Origin of the sequence: Microbacterium sp. NPDC080220 (assembly GCF_040686395.1) — a bacterium.
GTDB classification, from domain to species: Bacteria; Actinomycetota; Actinomycetes; order Actinomycetales; family Microbacteriaceae; genus Microbacterium; species Microbacterium gawkjiense.
This window is the reverse complement of the sequence record NZ_JBFBOP010000004.1, coordinates 94,345-115,405: the sequence shown is the minus strand read 5'-3', so window position 1 is coordinate 115,405 and position 21,061 is coordinate 94,345. Positions and strand designations below refer to the sequence as shown.

Sequence of the window (21,061 nt, the reverse complement as noted above, 5' to 3'; positions counted from 1 at the left end):
GGTGCGCGTCAGACGATCAGGTGTTCTTGCGGAGGACCCGCAGCAAGAAGGCGATCAGCGCGATGACACCCACGATGATGGCCACCCAGAGCAGGAACTGGAGACCTTCCGTGATGCCACCCACGATCGCCAGCACGATGGCGATCACGATGATGATGATGAGTGCAAGGTTCATTGGAGGCTCCCTCTGTTTGTCTCCGTTGTCCGCCGGAGCGGGGGTGACGCGGGTGTGCGTCGTACCCATTGCTATCAGCGTTCTCCCAGGCGGATCAGGGCCTTGACAGGCGCTGCGGGCGGTGACATAACGTGGCCGGACGCGGGCGATCCCCGTCCGCACGGATGACGTGAGGCGGATGCACCATGCCGGCAGGACGCGGCTCGACCAGCCTGAAGGACCCCGATCTCTACGAAGAGCTCCGCAAGGACGGCGCCTCGAAGGAGAAGGCCGCGCGCATCTCCAACGCCGCCGCGCGCGACGGCCGCAGCGCCGTGGGCCGCCGGGGCGGCGCGTCCGGAGACTACGAGGACTGGACCGTGGCAGACCTCCGCGGCCGCGCGAAGGAGCTCGGCATCCGCGGGTACTCCCACGCCCGCAAAGCCGACCTCATCGACATGCTCCGATCGCACTGACGTGCCACGGCTCAAGCGGGTGCGGCCCGGCACCGACGTCGGCTATCGCCGGCTGCGCTCCGGGACCGGCTTCCGGTACGTGGATGCCGACGGCGACCCCCTCCCGAAGGCGGAGGCCGACCGCGTGCGCGCCCTCGTCCTGCCGCCCGCGTGGCAGGACGTGTGGATCTGCTCCGACCCGAACGGGCACATCCAGGCGACCGGCGTCGACGAGGCGGGGCGGGTGCAGTACCGCTACCACCCGCAGTGGACGGCGGGACGCGACAAGGGCAAGTACGCCCGGGCGCTGCAGCTCGCCGAGGCGCTGCCGCGGGCGCGCGGACGCGTCACGACGTCGATCCGTCGCGAGGACATCGACCAGGAGCGTGTGCTCGCCGCCGCCTTCCGGCTGCTCGACCTCGCCGCGCCGCGCGTGGGAGCCGAGCGCTACCTCGTCACGCACGGCAGCCGCGGCCTCACCACGCTGCTGCGCCGGGACGCCGTCGTCGACGGCACCGTCGTCGCGCTGCGCTTCCCGGGCAAGAGCGGCCAGCGCCAGGAGATGGAGGTCGAGGACCCCGACCTCGCCGCGGCCGTGGAGCTGCTCGTCGCGGGCAGGCCGAGCTCGCCGCTGCTCGCCTACCTCCGCGGGCGTCGCCGCGTCGCCCTCACGCCCCGGGACGTCAACCTCTACGTCCGGTCGATGACCGGGGGGACGTTCACGGCGAAGGACTTCCGCACCCTGCGGGGCACGATCACCGCCGCCGACGCCCTCGCCCGCATCGGGCCTTCGACGAAGAAGTCCGACCTCAAGCGCGCCGAGGTCCTCGCGGTCAAGGTGACCGCCGAGGCGCTCGGCAACACCCCGTCGGTCGCGCGCAGCTCGTACATCGACCCGCGCGTGTTCGACCGCTACCGTCGCGGCATCCTGCTCGACACCACCGTGTCGCCCGAATCCGCCATCCGGACGCTCATCCTCACCTGACCCCTCCCAGCCCCGCGGGTGGGGTGCCGTGAAATACTGACGCGCACCCCCGCATCCCTCACCTGCACCGTGAAATGGGCCTCCGTTGTCGAACCTCGCTGTCCTGAGCCTCAAGAACCGCGCGCTCATCGCCCTCATCACGATCGTCGCGGCGGTCTTCGGCGGACTGGCCCTCACGAGCCTCAAGCAGGAGCTGATCCCGCCGATCCAGCTGCCGCAGCTGTCGATCCTGACCACGTACCCCGGCGCATCCCCCGACGTCGTCAACAACGACGTCTCGACGCCGATCGAGCAGGCGATCCAGGCCGTCCCCGACCTCGAGTCCACGTCGTCGACGAGCACGACGAACGCGTCGATCATCCGGGCATCCTTCGCCTACGGCACCGACCTCGCGACCGCCGAGCAGAAGATCCTGCAGGCCATCAACCGCATCGACGACACGCTGCCCGACGGTCTGGACACGAGCGTCCTCGCCTTCTCGACCGACGACCTCCCCGTCATCGCGCTCGCCGTCACGGGATACGACAACGCGACCGAGGTGCAGACACGGCTCGAGAACGCCGTCGTCCCCGACATCGAGGACCTCGACGGAGTCGCCGCCGCGCAGATCGTCGGCGGGCAGACCTCGCGGGTGACGATCACCCCCGACCAGGCCGCGCTCGCCGCCGACGGGTACACGCAGACCGCGATCACCGACGCGCTCGACCAGAACGGCGTCCTGTTCCCCGGCGGCACGATCGACGAGGGCGACCAGACCCTCACCGTGCAGACCGGCACGAAGCTCGACTCCATCGACGAGATCGCCGCGCTCCCGCTCGTCCCCACGGACGCCGACCAGTTCGCCGCCGGCAAGGTCACCGTCGGGGACGTCGCCGACGTCGTCCTCGACACCGACCCGGTGACCTCGATCTCGCGCGTCGACGGCAAGCCCGCGCTCACGGTGTCGATCACGAAGCTCCCCGCGGCCAACACGGTCGACGTCTCGCACCTCGTCCGCGACGCGATCGGCGCGTTGCAGGACGACATCGGCAGCGGCGCGACGATCACGGTCGTCTTCGACCAGGCGCCCTACATCGAGCAGTCGATCGAGGCGCTCGCGCAGGAGGGGCTCCTCGGGCTCGCGTTCGCGGTCGTCGTCATCCTGATCTTCCTGCTGTCGGTGCGCTCGACCCTCGTCACCGCCATCTCGATCCCGACGAGCGTGCTCATCACGTTCATCGGCATCCAGGCCTTCGGCTACTCGCTCAACATCCTGACCCTCGGCGCCCTCACGATCGCGATCGGCCGTGTGGTCGACGACTCCATCGTCGTCATCGAGAACATCAAGCGGCACTACGTCGGCGGCGCCGCCAAGCTGCAGGCGATCCTCCTCGCCGTCCGCGAGGTCGCGGCCGCCATCACGGCCTCCACCCTCACGACCGTCGCCGTGTTCCTGCCGATCGCCTTCGTCGGCGACCTCACCGGCGAGCTGTTCCGTCCGTTCGCGCTGACGGTCACCATCGCGATGCTCGCGTCGCTCTTCGTCGCGCTGACGATCGTGCCCGTGCTCGCGTACTGGTTCCTGCGGCCGGGCAAGCCGGTGACGGATGCCGCGGGTCGGGCGATCGACCCCGAAGACCCGGCCGCGCCGCCGAGCCGCCTGCAGAAGTCCTACCTGCCGGTGCTGCGCTGGACGCTGAAGCACTCGGTGGTGACGCTGCTGCTCGCCGTCCTCGTGCTCGGCGGCACCGTCCTGGCCGCCCCGCTCATGAAGGTCAACTTCCTCGGCGATTCGGGGCAGAACACCTTCACCGTGACGCAGAACGTCGGCGACACCGCGAGCCTCGAGACCCAGGACGCCGCCGCGAAGCGCGTCGAGGAGGTCCTGCTCGACGTCGACGGCATCGAGACGGTGCAGACCTCGATCGGCTCGAGCGGGTCCGCGCTCCGCGACGCGTTCTCGGGCGGGGGCACCGGCATCACGTACTCGATCACGACCGACCCCGACGCCGACCAGGAGCAGATCCGCACCGACGTGCAGCAGGCCGTCGCCGACCTGCCGGATGCCGGTGAGGTCGTCGTCTCGGCGGCGCAGGGCGGCTTCGGGTCGACCGACATCGAGGTCGACGTGACTGCGCCGGACGCCGGCGTGCTGCGCGACGCGACCGACGCGGTGGTCGCCGCGCTCCGGGACGCGAAGGGCATCGAGCAGGTCGACTCGAACCTCTCGGCATCCCTCCCCTTCGTCTCGGTCGCCGTCGACCGCGACAAGGCGGCCGAGCTGGGCCTGTCGGAGGTCGCCGTCGGCGGGCTCGTGTCGAACACGATGCAGCCGCGACAGATCGGCACCGTCGAGATCGACGACGCGTCGCTCACCGTGTACCTGAAGGCGGCCGACATCCCGCAGACGATCGACGAACTCCGTTCGCTCGAGATCGCGAGCGCGTCGGGCCTCGTGCGCCTCGACGAGGTGGCGACCGTCGAGCAGTCCGAGGGACCGTCGTCGATCACCAGCGAGCGCAGTCAGCGCACGGCATCCGTCACCGTCACCCCGGCCACCGACGACTTGAACGCCTCGAACGCGGCCGTCACCACGGCCCTCGCCGACGTCGACCTGCCGCAGGGCGCCGACGCCGAGATCGGCGGGGTCGTGACGCAGCAGCAGGACGCCTTCGCACAGCTCGGGCTCGCGATCCTCGCGGCGATCCTCATCGTCTACATCGTCATGGTCGCGACCTTCAAGTCGCTGCGGCAGCCGGTGCTGCTGCTCGTCTCGGTGCCCTTCGCGGCGACGGGGGCGATCCTGCTGCAGATCGTCTCGGGTGTGCCGCTGGGCGTCGCGTCGCTCATCGGCGTCCTGATGCTCGTCGGCATCGTCGTCACGAACGCGATCGTCCTCATCGACCTCGTGAACCAGTACCGCGAGAAGGGTCTGTCCACGCCCGAGGCGGTGCTCGCCGGCGGTGCGCGCCGACTGCGGCCGATCCTCATGACGGCCCTCGCGACGATCTTCGCGCTCACGCCGATGGCGCTCGGGATCACGGGGCACGGCGGGTTCATCTCGCAGCCGCTCGCGATCGTCGTCATCGGCGGACTCGTGTCGTCGACCGTGCTGACCCTGCTCGTGCTGCCCGCGCTCTACAACCTCGTCGAGGGCGCCGAGGAGCGTCGCGCCGCCAAGCGCGGCGACGTCGTGCCCGCCGCGACCGCGACCGAGGCGCCGCTCACGCGACGCGCGCGTCGGGATGCCGCGGCTTCGGCGGGAGCGGTCACCGGCGCGGCGGCCGTCGACACGGCGCTCGTGATCGAGGAGGCCCCGGACATCGAGATCCCGGCGGTCGAGGCGCCGGCGGCGTCCGACGAGGAGCCGCGGCGCGAGGAGTGAGGGTCAGCCGACGAGGTCGGCGCCCCACTCGAGCGTCCAGCTCTCGCCGGGGGCGAGACGCCGCAGGCTCCGGCCGGAGTTGAACGCGTCGGCCGGCGCCGTCATCGGCTCGATCGCGACGGCCAGGTCGTGCCCAGGGAAGCGGTCGGTCGTGAAGACCTGGACGTACTCGAATCCCTCGCCCGCCCACACCGTGAGGCGGCGCCCGTCCGGGGCGATCAGGTGCGCATGGATCCGTCCGTCGCGGCGGGGGAGTCCCGCGAAGGCGACGTCGAGCGACAGGTCGCCGACGCGTCGGGGCGTGCGGAGGTCGTGCTCGTCGTCGAGCGACTCCTCGGCGACCGGGATGCTCTGATCGTCCAGGCGGAACCAGGTCCGCGCCTCGACCTGCAGTGACAGGTCGGCGGTGTCGACGTCGGAGATCCGGAAGTACGGGTGCGTCCCGAGGGCGACCGGGGCGTCGCCGTCGCCGATGTTCGTGATCTCGTGGGTCACCCGAATGCCGCGCTCGCCGAGGCGGTAGGTCACGCGGGTGGCGAGGTGGTACGGGTACCCCGTCTGCGGCACGACGTCGGCCCGCAGGGTGAGCGCGGCATCCGTCTGCTCCTCCACCCGGTACGACGCGAACCGCAGCAGCCCGTGCGACGCGTTGCCGAGCTTCGGCTCGGTGATCGCGAGCTGGCGGAGTTCGCCGTCGTCCTCCCAGCGGCCGTCGCGGACGCGGTTCGGCCAGGGGACCAGGACGATGCCGGATGCCGCGGGTGTCGGCGCGTCGTCGGGGTAGTCCGGGACGAGGTCGACGCTGCCGACGCGCAGCGCCCGGAGCGCGGCCCCGACCTCGGTGATCTCGGCCGAGACGTCGGCGGCACGGAGGGCGAAGCGGGTTCCGGTGGGATCGGCGGCCATGCGGTCAGCGTATCGGCGCGGCGGGTTCCCAGGTGGGCCGGGTATCGTGGACCCGTCGGCGGAGGACACCGCGCTGTGCGCGGGCATCCTGTGTAGTCCTCGGGGCCGATCTCGACACCCGCTCCGTGGTGTCGGAACCAGTAACTGGAATGGCCCCCGGCCGACGGAAGTCCGGGTCTCACCGTGCGTGCGCGCACGGCGCTGTTTCGTGCGAGAACCCAGAAAGCACACGCATGCCCAAGAACAAGAAGCCGGCCGGCGGCCGCGCGCAGAACTTCGAGCCCCGCTACGGCAAGAAGACCTCCTACCAGGACGCCAAGCGCCGCCCCGGCCAGGCCTCCGCCGGAACCGCCGGCAGCAAGAGCCCCAAGCACCGCGGCTTCCGCGCCGCCGAGGAGTCGGCACCTGCGAAGGGCCGCTGGACCGAGCAGGACCGCGCCGGCCGGGCCGAGGCCCGCGGCATCCGCTCGCACGCCCGCGGCGACCGCGCCGCCGCTGGCGAGCGCCCCCGTTTCGACCGTGCCGGTGGCGCGGAGCGCCCGCGTTTCGACCGCGCCGGTGGTGCGGAGCGCCCGCGCTTCGACCGCGAGCGCGGCAACGACCGCGGAGATTTCGATCGTCGGGGCCCCCGTGGGGCCGATTCGCGTCGGGATGGGCAGGATGTCCGCGGTTACGGCCGCCCCGAGCGCGACGATCGTGCGCGGTTCGGCCGGACCGAGCGCCCCCGCTTCGACCGCGTCGACCGTGGCAACGACCGCGGAGATTCCGACCGCCGCGCCCCTCGTGACGCCGGAAACGGCCGTGACGCACGCGAATTCCGCGGTACTGGCCGTCCCGAGCGCCCGCGCTTCGACCGCGCCGACCGCACCGCGCGCTCGTTCGACGACCGGCCCCGCCGCGACGACCGGCCCCGCCGCGACGAGCGCGCGAACCGGTCGGACTGGGCCCAGGCGGCCGGAGGCTCCGCGCGGCGCGGCAGCGGCGCGTGGAGTGGCCGTGGGGAGAACGCCGCCGAGAAGTCGAAGGCGCACCAGGAGCACGTCGACGTCGTCCACGAGCGTCTCCAGGCCGAAGCGGTGGATGCCGCATCCGTCGAGCAGGCGTCGTTCGCCGACCTCGGGCTCGGCCAGAACATCGTGCGCACCCTCGAAGGTCTCGGCGCCACGAGCCCGTTCCCGATCCAGGCAGCCACTGTCCGTCCGATCCTCGAGGGCCGTGACGTCCTCGCCCGTGGCCGTACCGGCTCGGGCAAGACGATCGCATTCGGCGCTCCGCTCGTCGAGCGTGTGCTGCGCGGCCAGGTCGGCAAGCGCCGCGCGTGGGGCCGTTCGCCGCAGGCGCTGATCCTCGCGCCGACGCGCGAGCTCGCGCTGCAGATCGACCGCACCGTGCAGGAGCTCGCGCGGAGCGTCGGCCTCTTCACGACGCAGGTCTACGGCGGCGTCCCGCAGGGCCGCCAGGTCGGCGCGCTCAAGAAGGGCGTCGACATCGTCATCGGCACCCCTGGCCGCATCGAGGACCTCGAGAAGCAGGGCAAGCTCGACCTGTCCGAGGTCGGGATCGTCGTCCTCGACGAGGCCGACCACATGAGCGAGCTGGGCTTCCTCGAGCCGATGCAGCGGATCCTCCGCCTCGTGCAGGACGACGCGCAGAAGCTGCTCTTCTCCGCCACGCTCGACCGCGAGGTCGCTGCTCTGGTCGACGAGTTCCTCGTGAACCCGGCCGTCTACGAGGTTGCGGGCGAGACGCAGGAGACCAGCACGATCGATCACCGCGTCCTCGTGATCGACCACCGCGACAAGGCCGAGATCCTCACCTCGCTCGTCGACCGCGACGGCAAGACGCTCGTCTTCACGCGCACCCGTGCGTACTCCGAGATGCTCGTCGAGCAGTTCGAGGATGCCGGGATCGCTGCCGTCGCCCTCCACGGCGACCTCAACCAAGCCAAGCGCACCCGCAACCTGCAGCGTCTGACCGACGGCAAGGTGAACGTGCTCGTCGCGACCGACGTCGCGGCGCGCGGCATCCACGTCGACGACATCGACCTGGTCGTCCAGGCCGACGCTCCCGACGAGTACAAGACGTACACGCACCGCTCGGGCCGCACCGGTCGCGCGGGCCGCGCGGGCACGGTCGTCACGCTGATCACGCGTCAGCGTCGTCGGCGCATGACCGAGATGCTCGAGCGCGCCGAGATCGATGCGCCTTTCGACGAGGCGCGCATCGGCGACGACGTGCTCGAGGAGATCACGGGTCGTCAGGCCGCGAACGTCGACGCCTGAGCGGTGTCACTAGGGTGGGCGGATGCCGGTCGTCATCCGCCCCCTCGGTGATCCCGACGTCGCGCAGGTCGTCGCCCTCTGGCACGAGGTCGGCCTGACCCGTCCGTGGAACGACCCGCACCGCGACGTCGCACGGGCGCGCGCGGTGTGGCCCGATCTGCTGCTGGTGGCGGCAGACGGCGACCTCGTGATCGGCGCCGTGATGGCCGGGTACGACGGACACCGCGGCTGGCTGTATTACTTGGCGTCGGCTCCCGATCGCCGGGGCGAGGGGATCGGCCGGATGCTGGTGGCTGAGGCGGAGCGCCGGCTCGAGGTCCTGGGATGCCCGAAGGTCATGCTCATGGTCCGAGAGGGCAACAACGGGGTCGTCGAGTTCTACGACGCCCTCGGCTACGCGCGGGACGCGACCTCCGTCCTCGGCAAACGCCTCATCCCCGACGACTGAGTCAGAACAGCATCGCTGCCGCCTGCTCGCGCGTCGCCGCCTTCATGACCGGACCCGTGGTCCGCACCGGGCCGAGCCCGCGCGGGGGAGCGTCCTCCTCTTCGAGCCTGCCGTGCAGTCCGTGCTTACGCAGCAGCGGACGCACCCGCGCGGACAGCCAGGACCGGTACCCCTTCGGCGCCGAGACCGAGACGCCGGGGTAGAGACCGCGGTAGGCCGGCACGAGGTCGGGGCACTCGCGTTCCAGCCACTGCCAGAACCACTCCTTCGCGCCCGGCCGCAGGTGTAGGGCGCCGAAGACGACCCGACGCGCACCGGATGCCGCGATCCGCGCGATCGCGTCGTCGAGCACGTCGATCCCGTCGGTCAGGTGCGGCACGATCGGCATGAGGAACACGGTCACCGAGAAACCGGCATCCGTCGCGGCCTTCACGGTGTCGAGCCGTGCCTGGAACGACGGCGCGCCCGGCTCGAGGAGTTGACGCAACGGTTCGTGGGGGATCGCGATCGACATGGCGATGTGGATCGGGACGCGGGTCGCGGCATCCGTCAGCTGCGGCAGGTCGCGGCGCAGCAGCGTGCCCTTCGTGAGGATCGAGAACGGCGTGCCGTTCGAGGCGAGGGCGTCGATGATGCCCGGCATCAGCCGATAGCGGCCCTCGGCCCGCTGGTACGGATCGGTGTTCGTACCGAGGGCGACCGGTTCGTGCCGCCACGACGGCTTGGCGAGCTCCCGCGCGAGCACCTCCGCCACGTTCACCTTCACGACGATCTGCGAGTCGAAGTCGGCCCCCGCGTCGAGGTCGAGGTAGGTGTGCGTGTTGCGGGCGAAGCAATTGTGGCTGACCACCCCGGCGGCGATGAAGTCCTCGGTGTCCGTGGAGATGTCGACGAGATCGCGTTCACCGACGTCCTCGATCGAGATCACCGTCAGATCGGTCGCGGTCTTCACGGCCGCGCCCACGATCGACAGTTTCCGCGTGATGGCGGGGCTGGTGATCCGGAAGAACCGATCCCGCGAGGGCAGCCCGCCGGTCACGCGGATCGCCCTCAGACCATTGGGCCGCACGGGCTCTCGGATGAAGCCGATCCCGAAGTGGTCGAGCGAGGTCGACACCGTCTCGAGCAGCCGCTCGTCCGTGTTGACGACGCGGAGGATGCCGCGCGAGCACGAGCCCTCCGCATCGAAGATGCCGGACAGGAATCCCGCCCTCCAGGCGGACGAGGGTGCGATGGGTTCGACGATCAGCGTCTCGATCGTCTCGACATCGGCCTGCCGTGCCGTGTGGATCGCCGTCATCGGCCGCCGCACGTCCGTCGCCGGAGTGAACGCTCGCTCGTGCGTGAGAACTCCTGCCCGCTCCAGGAAGCGCCGAGTCCGGTCCAACGCGTCGACATCCGCCAACGCGAGGCGGAATCGGTGAATCACCCGGACCCGCTTCGCGTCGGTGTACGTGCCATGGAAGATCATCCCGTCGCCGCGGATCATCCCACTGAGGTATCCCCGTTCGAAGTCCGGGTCGGCGACGAAAGCGCTCTGCCCGCGCGGGGCGCCCATCCCGAACCCCTGCAGACGATTCCCCGTGGTCAGATGCGGACGACGGCCGGCGCCCGATGTCGTCCCCGTCACGTGCTTCCATCCGCGCTCGGTCAGGAACCGATGATCGCCACTCGCGATGATCTCCGTCGCGTCGGCAAGGGTGATCCGGTAGGCCGCTTTCCGCGTGTGCCAGACGGCGCGCACCGTCGTGGGGACGTAGCGCCGGTACGCACCATCCACCCGCGTCCCCATCAAGTCCTCGCCGACGCGCACGTCCCCGAGCCGCTTGTGTCGACCCTCAGCCGTCATGACCAGGGTCTCGGGATCCAGGCAGTAGACGCAACGATGCGAGCAGCCTCGATACGGGTTCACGGTCCACGAGAACGGCATCGCGGAACCGCTCGGCACGCGATTCAGCGCGGACTTCGCGACCACCTCGTGGAACGTCATCCCGGCGAACTCCGGCGTCGTCACCGAGCGGACGAGACCGCCCATCGACTCGAGCCCGGGCAGGGCGGCCTCATCGACCGTCGAGATGTCCTGCCCCTGCCACCGCATCTCCTCAGTCGAACACATCTACGAGGGAAGAGTCAATGCCGCGCGCGGGAGAGTAGAACATCGAGGACGCACTCTCCGGCCTGGGACAATGATCACGTGTCAGAGTCGAGGAGCGCCGCGAGGCGGCGGGTGCTCCGTCGGCGACGCCAGCGCCGCGCGGTCGTCCTGCTCGCCCTCGTCGCGACGCTCATCATCGCCCTCGTCGTCGTCCTCCCGCGCGCCCTCGCCCCCGACGACGCCGTCGCCGAACCGGCATCCACCCCCGCTCCGCCCTCGTCCGTGCCGACGAGCACACCGACGCCGACGCCGGAGACCCCCGAGGCCGAGCCGGCCTTGTGCGAGACGGATGCCGTGACCGCGGCGCTCGAAAACGGTTCCGACCGCGACGTGATCGCCGCGTTCGGCGGCGCCGAACCGTTCCGCGCGGCGATCGCCGACGGCGCGGCCCCCTGCGTCGACCTGCACGAGGCGGGGCGCCTCTGGGTGGTCGCGAACAAGCGGCAAGCCCTCGATCCGATCGACTACTGGCCCACACCGCAGGCGCGTCCGCAGGACACCCGGATCGTGGCGGGCGGGTGGCTGCTCGACGAGACGGCGGCGGCGCTCGACGAGCTCTCGGCCGACGTGCGGGCCGCGGCGGGCACCATCGGGGTGAGCAGCGGGTTCCGCCCCTACGACTTCCAGGTCGACACGTACAACCGCTACGTCTCGATGCGCGGCAAGGCCGCCGCCGACCTCCGGAGTGCACGCCCCGGCCACAGCGAGCACCAGACCGGACTCGCCGTGGACGTCGTGGCATGCGACTCCGGATGCGGCGACCATGACGGCTTCGGCGGCACCCCGCAGTCGGACTGGATCGCCGAGAACGCCTGGCGGTACGGCTTCATCGTCCGCTACGAGGAGGGACGCACCGCGACGACGGGCTACTCCGCCGAGCCGTGGCACCTGCGGTTCATCGGCCGTGAGTTGGCCGCCGCCTACGCCGACGGCGGCTTCCACACCCTCGAGGAGTTCTTCGGACTCGAGCCCGCCCCCGACTACGGCTGAGGCTCGCCGCGGAACTCAGTCGCGCTCACCCTGGCATCCGATCCCACGGCGCGCGTACAGTGGAGGGTGGCGACGCCGCCCACGAGCGCAGCGTCGCGCCGACACGAAGGGGGTCCGCACATGGAGCGGAACATCTACGACGAGGACCACGAAGCGTTCCGCGACGTCGTCAAGGAGTTCATCAAGCGCTACGTCACCAACGAGAAGCGCGAACAGTGGGATGCCGCCGGCGAGATCGACCGGGCGACGATGCGCGCGGCCGGCGAGGCCGGTGTGATCGGGCTCAGCGTGCCGGAGGAGTTCGGCGGCGCGGGGATGCTGCAGGACTACCGCTTCCGCACGATCGTCAATGAAGAGGTCATCCGGGCCGGTGCGGGATCGCTCGCCGGTGCCTTCGGCATCCAGGACGACCTGGCCGTGCCCTACCTCGTGCACATGGGCACGCAGGAGCAGAAGGAGACCTGGCTCCCCCGCATGGCGACCGGTGAGATCATCGGTGCGCTCGCGATGACCGAGCCCGGTGCGGGATCGGACCTCCGCGGCATCTCGACGACCGCGAAGAAGACCGACGGCGGCTACATCGTCAACGGCGCGAAGACCTTCATCTCGTCGGGCGCCACCGCCGACATCTTCGTCGTGTTCGTGAAGACGGGCGAGGGCAACCGGCCCGACGCCTTCTCGCTGCTGCTGCTCGAGGCCGACATGGCGGGCTTCGACCACGGCAAGAAGCTGCACAAGATGGGCTTCCACGGCCACGACACGGCCGAGCTCAGCTTCACCGACGTCTTCGTCCCCGACGCGAACCTCATCGGCGGCGAAGAGGGCAAGGGCTTCATCCAGCTCATGATGAACCTGCCGCTCGAGCGCCTGTCGATCGGTGTCGCGGGCGCCGCGGCCGCGCAGGCGGGCGTCGAATGGACGGTCGCGTACACGAAGGACCGCGAGGCCTTCGGTCAGCGGATCATCGACTTCCAGAACACCCGCTTCACCCTCGCCGACCTCGTCACGACCGTCGACGCGCTGTGGGCCTACGTCGACCGCGCGATCACCCTGTACGGCGAGAACAAGCTGTCCGCCGAGGATGCCGCTCAGGTCAAGTTCTGGGCCACCGAGCGCGAGTGGGAAGTGCTCGACGCCTGCGTCCAGCTGCACGGCGGCTACGGCTACATCATGGAGTACCCGATCGCCCGCGCCTTCCTCGACGCCCGCGTCCACCGCATCTACGGCGGCACGAACGAGATCATGCGCGACATCGTGTCGCGCCGGATCGCCGGCAAGCGCTGACCCGACGACCGAGGTCGCGATCGGGCCGCAGAACCCGCGCGGTTACCCGGCCCGATCGGGACCTCGGCGGCGCGGGGGGACGAACCCGAATGCTGACGTTAGCCGCGTCTTAGGCGCGGTTAAGGATGGCGGGGTGGGATCGGCGCATGCCCATTCGACACCTCCGCCTCGCTCTTTCGCTCGCTCTCGTCTCGGCGGGTGCCGTCGTTCTCGCCGGGTGCGTCGCCCCCACCACCGACGAGAGGGAGGGGGAAACGGATGCCGCACGTCTCTCGACCTCGACGGCCAGCTTCTGGGACTCCTCCACCGTCCACTCGATCTCGGTCGACGTGGACGACGACGCGCTCGCCGAGCTGCTCGAGACGTACGAGAGCACCGGGGACAAGGAATGGATCGAGGCCGCCGTCACGATCGACGGCGAGGTCTATCAGGGTGCGGGGCTGAAGCTGAAGGGCAATTCGTCGCTGAAGAGCGTCACGAGCGACGACGACCCGAGCGGCATCCCGTGGATCATCCGGCTCGACAAGTTCGTCGACGGCCAGAACCACGAGGGCATCACCGAGTTCGTCGTCCGGGGGAACAGTTCCGAGACCTCCTTGAACGAAGCCGTCGCGCTCGACCTGCTCGACCTGGCCGGCCTCGCCAGCGAACAGGCCGCCGCCACACGGTTCACGATCGCGGGGTCGACCGCGCTGCGCCTGGTCGTCGAGAACCCGGGCGACAGCTGGAACGACTCCACTCTCGGCGCGACCGCGCTGTACAAGGCTGAGTCGGGCGGGGACTACTCCTACCGCGGCGACGATCCCGAGTCGTACACGGACGTCTTCGATCAGGAGGCGGGCGACGACGACCTCACCCCGCTCATCTCCTTCCTGGAGTTCATCAACGACTCCGACGACGAGACGTTCAGCGCCGAACTGTCGGCGCACCTCGACGTCACGGAGTTCGCGACCTACCTCGCGTTCCAGGATGTCGTCGACAACTTCGACGACATCGACGGGCCGGGGAACAACTCCTACCTCGCCTACGACGCCGACACCGGCCTGATGACCGTCGTCAACTGGGATCTCAATCTCGCCTTCGGCGCGTCGCCGAGCGGTGCCGGAGCGGGCGGTGCCGGCGGGGACGGGATGGCGATGCCCGACCGCGGCGACGCGGTAGCACCCGACCGCGGTGATGTGGCAGCGCCCGAGGGCGACGCCCGTGCGGATCGGCCCACCCTGCCGGGTGACGACGCGGGCGCGCAGATGGGCGGCGGCGGGGGTCGCGGCGGCTCGAACACCCTGGCCTCGCGCTTTCTCGCCGACGAGGACTTCCGCGCGCTCTACGAGAGCGAGCTCGAGGAGCTGAAGGATCTCTTCTACGGCTCGGGCGCCGCGGAGGACATCCTCCAGACCTGGTCGGATGCGCTCGTGGCCGGTGCCGGCGACCTGGTCGAGGCCGACGTCATCGCCGCGGATGCCGCGGACCTGACGGCATCCTTCGAACGACTCGCGGACTGACGCACATCGAGGTCCCGATCGGGTCGGAAAACCTGCGCGGTCACCCGGCCCGATCGGGACCTCGGCGGCGTGAGACGGGCCTACTTGGCGACGAGAGTCGTCTCGAAGCTGTCGCCGCGGGCGCTGCGCGCGCCGATCTTCTGCTTCGCGACCCGGATGGTGACGCCCCGCGCGCGCAGGATCTCGTAGAGCCCGTGCTCCTCGAGCTGCTCACGGGTGATGTCGGCGAACTCCGACGGCAGGTAGTTCTCGAACACCGCGACGGGGACGCCGTCGGTGCTGCGCTGCCGGCGCACGAAGACGACGTCGTCGCCCCGGCCGGATCGGGACCTCGCCGTGCGACCCGCGGCTCAGGCCTCCGACGCGACGGGATGCGGCTGTTCGCGCATGCCCCACGGTGAGCCGTAGCCCTCGGGTTTCGGTGCCGCGAGCAGGTCGAGGAACGGCTTCGCGTCGAACGCCTCGGGGCCGAGCACGCCCGTGCCCGACCAGGTGCCGCGGGCGAGCAGCTCGAGCGCGATGACGGGGTTGATCGCGGTCTGCCAGACGACGGCCTGCGAGTTGTCCTCGCGCATCGTCTCCTCGTTGTCAGCCACGTGGTACAGGTACGTCGAGCGGGGCTTCCCGTCCTTGCCGGTGCCCGTCACCCAGACGCCCGCGCAGGTCTTGCCGCTCATCTTGTCGCCGATCGTGGCGGGGTCGGGCAGGGCAGCCGCCACGACGTCGCGCGGTGAGACCTGCACGCCCTTCACTGACAGCGGGTCGGTCTTGTCGAGGCCGAGCTTGTTCAGCACCCGCAGCACCTCGATGAACTCGTCGCCGAGGCCGTACTTGAACGTGACGCGCTTTGCTTTGGTCCACCGCGGCATGAGGAGCACTTCCTCGTGCTCGACGTTGACGCACTCGACCGGACCGATGCCCTCGGGGAAGTCGAACACCTCGGGCTCGCTGAACGGCTCGGTGACGTACCAGCCCTTCCCCTCCTCGTAGACGACGGGCGGATTCAGGCACTCCTCGATCGTCGTCCAGATCGAGAACGACGGCGCGAAGTCGTACCCGGCGACGACGAGGTTCGCCCCGTCGCGCACCCCCAGCTCGTCGATCTCGTCGAACAGCTCGTCCTCCGCGTACCGGGCGAAGACGTCCGACAGGCCCGGCTCGACGCCGATCCCGACGAGCGCCAGGCGCCCGGCATCCTTCCACTCCTGCTCCTTGGCGAACTGCGCGTCGCCGAGCTTGACGCCCACTTCCTCATAGGGGCGTTCCGGATGCCGCTGCGACAGGCTCATCGCCATGTCGAGGTACGTCGCCCCGGCCGCGAAGGCGCCGTCGAAGATCGGCATGACGAACCGCGGGTCGACGGCGTTGAGCACATGGGTGGCCGAGTGCTCGCGGATCAGGGATGCCACGGACTCGGCGCTCGAGGCATCCACCTGCGCCGCGGCGAACCGCTCGTCGCCGAGTTCCGCCACGAGCGCCTCGGGGCGGGCCGGGTCGTAGTCGGCGATGACGACGGCCTCGAAGAAGTCGCGGCGGCGGAGGATGCGGGCGGCGGCACTGCCGACGCCGCCGGCGCCGATGATGAGGATGCGCATGCGGGGTCCTTCCGGGCGGTCAGATGCCGCCGTCGATGGAGCGGGGGAGGGTGCTCGTGTCGTCGGGGACGAGCACGGGGGTCTCGCGGTTGAGGCTCTCGCCGCGGAAGAACCGCTTCGAGCGCGGGAAGAGGAACCACACGAGCATGAGCACGACGCCGAGGCCGAGCGCGCCGATGCCGACGACGAAGGTCGATCCGACGCCGAGCAGCGTGCCCGAGTAGCCGTAGTCGGGGTTCAGCATGTCGATCGCCGACTGGATGAAGGCGTAGGTCAGCATGAGGGCGCCGACGAGGGGGAACACGCCCTTGAACCAGGTGTCGCGCGCGGAGCGGAACAGGTCGTTGCGGAAGTACCAGACGCAGGCGTAACCGGTGATCGCGTAGTAGAACGCGATCGCGAGGCCGAGCGAGAGGATCGTGTCCTGCAGGATCGCGTCGCTGAGCGAGGTCATGACGACGTAGTAGACGCTCGCCACGACGCCCATGACCAGGGTCGAGAACGACGGCGTCTTGTAGCGCGGGTGGACGTCCTTGAACTTCGCCGGCAGGGCGCGGTACACGCCCATCGCGAGCGTGCCGCGCGCCGTCGGGAGGATCGTCGTCTGCGTCGACGAGACCGCCGAGATGAGGACGGCGACCACGAGCAGCCAGCCCCACGGGCCGAGCAGCCCGTCCTTGATCGCGAGGAAGAAGTCATCGGCGTTGTCGACGTTGCCGAGGCCCGTGCCGTCCTCGCCGATGCCGGCGTACATCATCGCCGCGATCGTGACCGAGACGTAGGTGACCAGCAGCAGCACGCAGGTGAGGAGGGCGGCGAGGCCCGGGATGCGCTTGGGGTCCTTCGTCTCCTCGTTGAGGGCGAGGCAGGTGTCCCACCCCCAGTAGATGAAGATCGCGAGCAGGATCGCCTCGATGAACCCGCCCCACTCGCCGAAGGCGAACGGGTTCAGCCACTGCCAGTCGAACGGGGTCGGGTTCGGGGCCGAGCCGGAGAAGAACTGGGTGAGCGCCGCGATCACGAAGACGATGAGGGCGAGGTACTGGATGCCGAGCAGCACGTTCTGGATGCGCTCGCCGATCTCGACGCCGCGCCACGACACGTACGTCATCGCGGCGATGAAGGCGACCGCGACGAGGACGATCCGCCAGTCGTTCGGTTCCTCGAACTCCTGCCCGAGGAGGGCCCAGAAGTAGATCGAGGCGACCTGGGCGAGGTTCGCGAGCACGATCATCCCGGCGATCGCGACGCCCCAGCCGCCCATCCAGCCCACCCAGGGACCGAACGCCTTCGTCCCCCACGTGAACGTCGTGCCGCAGTCGGGCACGTCGCTGTTGAGCTCGCGGTAGGCGAAGGCGATGAGCAGCATCGGGATGAAGGCGATCACGAACGCGATCGGCGCCTGCCCCCCGACGGCGAGGACGACGTAGCCGAGCGTCGCGACGAGCGAGTACACCGGTGCGGTCGAGGCGAGGCCGATGACGGTCGAGCCCCACAGGCCCAGGGTGCCGCGCGCGAGGCCCTTGCCGTCCGGACGGGTCAGATGCACAGGCGTCGTGGTCACGCCGACCTCCTCAGGGAAAGCGATCCGCCTTCCCGCGGCCGGGTACCCGGGCGGCGCCGTCGCCGTCCTGAGCGGGAAGTGGCCTCACCCTAGCACCGGCGTTCCACGCCGCAGGAGACCCGGTGTCAGTGCGCCGCAGGTGCCCGCGCGGGAGGGGGGAGGCTCAGACGCCCCAGGGGAACAGGGCCGTCAGGACCACAGCGGAGACCGCCCAGAAGACGAGCATGAACACCGTGTCGCGCGCTCGCCACGGCAGCAGGTACCGCTCGGTGCGGTCGCGGTGGGCGCCGAACGCGCGGGCGTCCATCGCGAGCGCCACCCGCTCGGCGTGCCGGATCGCGCCGGCCAGCAGCGGCACGACGTAACCCGCCCAGCGGGCGATCGCGGCGAACGGCCCGCGCCCGCCGTGCGCGCCGCGCACCCGGTGCGCCTGCCGGATCACTTCGAGCTCGTACCCGAACCGCGGCACGAACCGGATCGCCGCGAGCGCGGCGTAGCCGATGCGGTACGGCACACGCAGCTGCTGCACGGTCGCGCGGACGAGGTCGGGCCCCGTGGTCGTGAGCCCTGCGATGAGCCCGAGCGCGAGGATCGCCGCGAGGCGCGCCCCCGTCGCGAGCCCGACCTCGACGGCGCCCGAGTAGAGGGTCCAGGATCCGACCGAGAGGATCGGCGCGGTGCCGTCGACGAGGTCCCGGTCGACCCACAGTCCCAGCGACAGACCGATCGCGGACGCTCCGATCGGGATGCCGAGAAGCAGCAGCGCCGCGACCCGCACCGACACGCGGGTGCCGGTGAGGATCACGAGGTACGCGAGGGCGAGGAAGACGAGCGGGGTGACCAGATCGCGCGAGAAGACGAGGGCCACCATCGCCGGCAGGGGAGCTGCGAGCTTGGCGAGCGGGCCGATGCGGCCGAGCATGCCCCGGGCGGGGGCGCCGGTGTACGGATCGGCGACGGCGGTCACGACGCGCCTCCGCTCAGGGCGCGCAGCGACGTCACGCCGGCGAGTCCGGGATGCCGCGTCACGCCCCGCAGCGCCTCCTGCAGCGCCGGGCGGCGCAGACCGCTCTCGCGCAGGAGCGTCTCGTCGGCGAACACGTCGGCGGTGGCGGCATCCGCTCGGATCCGGCCGTCGTGGACGACGACCGTGCGATGTGCGTACTCGGCGACCAGCTGCATGTCGTGCGTGACGACGACGATCGTCGTGCCCGCCTCGTTGAGGTCGCGCAGCAGCCGCAGCAGCTCGTCGGCGCGGGCGCGGTCCTGTCCGAACGTCGGCTCGTCGAGGGCGAGGATCGGGGCTCCCGCGATGAGCGCCGTCCCGACCGAGAGGCGCCGCTTCTGGCCGCCCGACAGCAGGAACGGGTGCACGTCGGCCTTGCCCTCGAGGCCGAAGCGCTCGAGCATCGCGGTGGTGCGCGCGTGGATCTCGGCCTCGCCGAGTCCGCGTCCGCGCAGGCCGTGCGCGAGCTCATCGAAGACCGTGTGCGCGATGAACTGGTGCTCGGGGTTCTGAAAGACGAAGCCGATCCGGCGCGACAACTCGCGCAGGCCGGTGCGCGACGCGTCGACCCCGTCGACCCGCACCGTGCCGCGCGGCGGCGGGATGACCCCCGCCATCGCCTGCACGAGCGTCGTCTTGCCCGCGCCGTTCGCCCCCACGACGACGACGAACTCGCCCGCCCGCACCGTCAGATCGACGCCGTGCAGCACGGTGCGCCGCCCGCGCCGGAGGGTGAGCCCGCGCACCTCTACCGCGGTGCGCTCGTTACTCCGGACGGATGCTGCCGTCGGCATGTCATCGGACACCGACGGACCCATCGATCCGGAGAACGGTCCGCCGCGGGCGCGACCGGGCGCCTCCGCCGCCTCGAGCGCCTCCGTCAGCTCCGCAGGGGTCAGCGGCGTGCGGGGGAGGTCCCACCCGGCTCGCCGCAGGGCGAGGGCGGCCATCGTCGAGACCGGCAGCCAGACGCCGATCGCCTCGAGCTCCTCGGCGCGGCCCCGCAGCACCGCGTCGACGGGGCCGTCGGCGACCGTGCGGCCCTCCGCGTCGAGCACGACGACGCGGTCGGTGAGGCCGACGGCGGCGTCGAGGTTGTGCTCGACCAGCAGGATCGAGCGACCCTCGGCGGCGACCGCGCGCAGCGCGTCGTAGACGTCCTCGATCCCGGCCGGGTCGAGGTTCGCGGTGGGTTCGTCGAGGACCAGCAGCTCCGACCCCATCGCCAGCGCGCACGCGATCGCCAAGCGCTGCTTGCCGCCGCCCGACAGCCGGTCCGGGTTCTCGCCGCGGCGCTCCCACAGTCCGACCTGGCGCAGTGCGGCTTCGGTGCGCGCGAGGACGTCGGCCACCGGCATCCGCAGGTTCTCGGGGCCGAAGGCGACGTCGTCGAAGACCGTGCCGGTGATCAGCTGCGCGTCGGGGTCCTGGAACACCATGCCGACGTGCGCCGCGAGCTGTGCGACGGGCGTCGTGGCCGTGGCGCGCCCCCGCACGGCGACCTCGCCGGTGAGGGTCGTCGGCACCGCCTGCGGGATCAGGCCGTTGGTCGCGAGGGCGAGGGTGGACTTGCCCGAACCGCTGGGTCCCAGCAGCAGGACGACCTCGCCGGGGGCGATGTCGAACGTGACGGATGCCGGGACCGCGGCATCCGCTCCTTCGTGGGTGATCGCGACTCCACGCACGCGCAGCAGCGGCGTGGGCGGCCGATCGTCGCGGGGCGCCTGCGCCGTGGTGGGGTCGGAGGCGGCAGGGCTCACGGACGGTCCAAACGAGGAGGGCGGGTCGGCCTTAGCTTAGCCTGCCCTAACTCCTCGCGCCACGCCCGCGCGGCGCAGGCTCTCGCCCACGCCGAGGCCGGCCGCCGTCCACACGACCGGACCGGCGAGCGCGATGACGAGGTAGGCGATCTGCGCCCACGCCGCGAGCTTTCCGAGGTTCGCCGCGAAGAACACGACGACGGCGACGAGGACCCCGATGACGAGAGCGGCGGCGAAGAAGCGCCACGCCCCCCACGAGCGGTACCGCGTCAGCGCGGCGACGCCCTCCTGGATCGCGCCGAACAGGAGTGCCGTCCCGAGGAACCGCCCGATCCACGCCGGGTTGACGGCGCTCGCGACGAGCGCGGCGAGCACGTGCGTCGTCAGGGCGACCAGGGGCAGCCGGAACACCTGCTGCGCGATGATCCCCGGCAGCACGTGCGACCCGAGCACGAGGCCGTAGGCCCACGGTGCGGCGGCGAGCACGAGTGGGGTGATCGCCCCGGCCACGCCGCCCAGCAGACCCGTCGCGACTCCGAGCGCGGCGCACACCAGCAGCACGCGCGTCGAGAGGAGTGTGCGGGTCACGGATTCAAGGCTATCCACGCCCG

16 protein-coding genes and 1 pseudogene are annotated in these 21,061 nt (G+C 70.9%); 8 read left to right on the top strand and 9 right to left on the bottom strand.

From position 1 onward, the window contains the following. Positions 1-16 precede the first annotated feature (16 nt). Positions 17-175, bottom strand: coding sequence for a hypothetical protein (locus AB0P29_RS08230; protein WP_164499361.1), 159 nt, complete (start codon positions 173-175; stop codon positions 17-19). 185 nt (positions 176-360) lie between these two features. Between AB0P29_RS08230 and AB0P29_RS08225 the strand changes: the two genes are divergently transcribed. The 3 genes from AB0P29_RS08225 to AB0P29_RS08215 all read left to right on the top strand — a co-directional run bounded on the left by AB0P29_RS08225 (position 361) and on the right by AB0P29_RS08215 (position 4,958). Then, on the top strand, positions 361-630 hold the full coding sequence (locus AB0P29_RS08225) for a Rho termination factor N-terminal domain-containing protein (RefSeq protein ID WP_363379362.1): 270 nt from the start codon (positions 361-363) through the stop codon (positions 628-630). A gap of 1 nt (position 631) precedes the next feature. Continuing rightward, the gene (locus tag AB0P29_RS08220) at positions 632-1,594 is read left to right on the top strand and encodes a DNA topoisomerase IB (protein WP_363379361.1); all 963 of its coding nucleotides are present in this window, start codon (positions 632-634) and stop codon (positions 1,592-1,594) included. 85 nt (positions 1,595-1,679) lie between these two features. Continuing rightward, positions 1,680-4,958 carry an efflux RND transporter permease subunit gene (locus tag AB0P29_RS08215; protein WP_363379360.1) on the top strand — a complete coding sequence of 1,093 codons (3,279 nt, stop codon included), beginning with the start codon at positions 1,680-1,682 and terminating at the stop codon, positions 4,956-4,958. 3 nt (positions 4,959-4,961) lie between these two features. Here the strand turns inward: AB0P29_RS08215 and AB0P29_RS08210 are convergent, their stop codons facing one another. Then, complete coding sequence (locus tag AB0P29_RS08210) at positions 4,962-5,864, bottom strand: aldose 1-epimerase family protein (RefSeq protein ID WP_363379359.1); 903 nt, start codon at positions 5,862-5,864, stop codon at positions 4,962-4,964. 233 nt (positions 5,865-6,097) lie between these two features. Here AB0P29_RS08210 and AB0P29_RS08205 point away from each other — a divergent pair, with 233 nt between their 5' ends. Beyond that, positions 6,098-8,146, top strand: a complete 2,049-nt coding sequence (locus AB0P29_RS08205; protein WP_363379358.1) for a DEAD/DEAH box helicase — start codon at positions 6,098-6,100, stop codon at positions 8,144-8,146. Positions 8,147-8,168: 22 nt separating this feature from the next. Further along, positions 8,169-8,594 (top strand): GNAT family acetyltransferase, encoded by a 426-nt coding sequence (locus AB0P29_RS08200; RefSeq protein WP_363379357.1) that lies wholly within the window; start codon positions 8,169-8,171, stop codon positions 8,592-8,594. Between the two features lies 1 nt (position 8,595). Here the strand turns inward: AB0P29_RS08200 and AB0P29_RS08195 are convergent, their stop codons facing one another. Beyond that, positions 8,596-10,692, bottom strand: a complete 2,097-nt coding sequence (locus AB0P29_RS08195) for an intein-containing Rv2578c family radical SAM protein (protein WP_363379453.1) — start codon at positions 10,690-10,692, stop codon at positions 8,596-8,598. 96 nt (positions 10,693-10,788) lie between these two features. Between AB0P29_RS08195 and AB0P29_RS08190 the strand changes: the two genes are divergently transcribed. The 3 genes from AB0P29_RS08190 (at position 10,789) to AB0P29_RS08180 (ending at position 14,525) form a co-directional block, all read left to right on the top strand. Further along, positions 10,789-11,739, top strand: a complete 951-nt coding sequence (locus tag AB0P29_RS08190) for a M15 family metallopeptidase (protein ID WP_363379356.1) — start codon at positions 10,789-10,791, stop codon at positions 11,737-11,739. Positions 11,740-11,859: 120 nt separating this feature from the next. After that, the gene (locus AB0P29_RS08185) at positions 11,860-13,023 is read left to right on the top strand and encodes an acyl-CoA dehydrogenase family protein (RefSeq protein WP_217529244.1); all 1,164 of its coding nucleotides are present in this window, start codon (positions 11,860-11,862) and stop codon (positions 13,021-13,023) included. A gap of 146 nt (positions 13,024-13,169) precedes the next feature. After that, positions 13,170-14,525, top strand: coding sequence for a CotH kinase family protein (locus AB0P29_RS08180; RefSeq protein ID WP_363379355.1), 1,356 nt, complete (start codon positions 13,170-13,172; stop codon positions 14,523-14,525). An 80-nt stretch (positions 14,526-14,605) separates the two neighbouring features. On the opposite strand, the pseudogene AB0P29_RS08175 reads toward AB0P29_RS08180, so the two are convergent. From AB0P29_RS08175 to AB0P29_RS08150, 6 genes and pseudogenes are all read right to left on the bottom strand, one after another. Then, positions 14,606-14,833: pseudogene (locus AB0P29_RS08175) on the bottom strand (UTRA domain-containing protein); the annotation flags it as partial. A gap of 42 nt (positions 14,834-14,875) precedes the next feature. Beyond that, on the bottom strand, positions 14,876-16,120 hold the full coding sequence (locus tag AB0P29_RS08170; RefSeq protein ID WP_363379354.1) for a saccharopine dehydrogenase C-terminal domain-containing protein: 1,245 nt from the start codon (positions 16,118-16,120) through the stop codon (positions 14,876-14,878). Positions 16,121-16,139: 19 nt separating this feature from the next. Beyond that, the gene (locus tag AB0P29_RS08165) at positions 16,140-17,684 is read right to left on the bottom strand and encodes an APC family permease (RefSeq protein WP_363379353.1); all 1,545 of its coding nucleotides are present in this window, start codon (positions 17,682-17,684) and stop codon (positions 16,140-16,142) included. A gap of 163 nt (positions 17,685-17,847) precedes the next feature. Beyond that, positions 17,848-18,606, bottom strand: a complete 759-nt coding sequence (locus AB0P29_RS08160; RefSeq protein ID WP_363379452.1) for an energy-coupling factor transporter transmembrane component T — start codon at positions 18,604-18,606, stop codon at positions 17,848-17,850. A 41-nt stretch (positions 18,607-18,647) separates the two neighbouring features. Then, complete coding sequence (locus AB0P29_RS08155; protein ID WP_363379352.1) at positions 18,648-20,450, bottom strand: ABC transporter ATP-binding protein; 1,803 nt, start codon at positions 20,448-20,450, stop codon at positions 18,648-18,650. 36 nt (positions 20,451-20,486) lie between these two features. Further along, entirely contained in the window at positions 20,487-21,038 is a 552-nt protein-coding gene (locus AB0P29_RS08150) for an ECF transporter S component (RefSeq protein WP_363379351.1), read from the bottom strand. Positions 21,039-21,061 lie beyond the last annotated feature (23 nt).

What these genes read in the sequence shown, in the direction of transcription:
- AB0P29_RS08195 (WP_363379453.1), bottom strand. Translation starts at nt 10,692, where the DNA reads ATGCGGTGGCAGGGGCAGGACATCTCGACGGTCGATGAGGCCGCCCTG.
- AB0P29_RS08180 (WP_363379355.1), top strand. Translation starts at nt 13,170, where the DNA reads ATGCCCATTCGACACCTCCGCCTCGCTCTTTCGCTCGCTCTCGTCTCG.
- AB0P29_RS08225 (WP_363379362.1), top strand. Translation starts at nt 361, where the DNA reads ATGCCGGCAGGACGCGGCTCGACCAGCCTGAAGGACCCCGATCTCTAC.
- AB0P29_RS08210 (WP_363379359.1), bottom strand. Translation starts at nt 5,864, where the DNA reads ATGGCCGCCGATCCCACCGGAACCCGCTTCGCCCTCCGTGCCGCCGAC.
- AB0P29_RS08160 (WP_363379452.1), bottom strand. Translation starts at nt 18,606, where the DNA reads ATGCTCGGCCGCATCGGCCCGCTCGCCAAGCTCGCAGCTCCCCTGCCG.
- AB0P29_RS08170 (WP_363379354.1), bottom strand. Translation starts at nt 16,120, where the DNA reads ATGCGCATCCTCATCATCGGCGCCGGCGGCGTCGGCAGTGCCGCCGCC.
- AB0P29_RS08205 (WP_363379358.1), top strand. Translation starts at nt 6,098, where the DNA reads ATGCCCAAGAACAAGAAGCCGGCCGGCGGCCGCGCGCAGAACTTCGAG.
- AB0P29_RS08200 (WP_363379357.1), top strand. Translation starts at nt 8,169, where the DNA reads ATGCCGGTCGTCATCCGCCCCCTCGGTGATCCCGACGTCGCGCAGGTC.
- AB0P29_RS08185 (WP_217529244.1), top strand. Translation starts at nt 11,860, where the DNA reads ATGGAGCGGAACATCTACGACGAGGACCACGAAGCGTTCCGCGACGTC.
- AB0P29_RS08230 (WP_164499361.1), bottom strand. Translation starts at nt 175, where the DNA reads ATGAACCTTGCACTCATCATCATCATCGTGATCGCCATCGTGCTGGCG.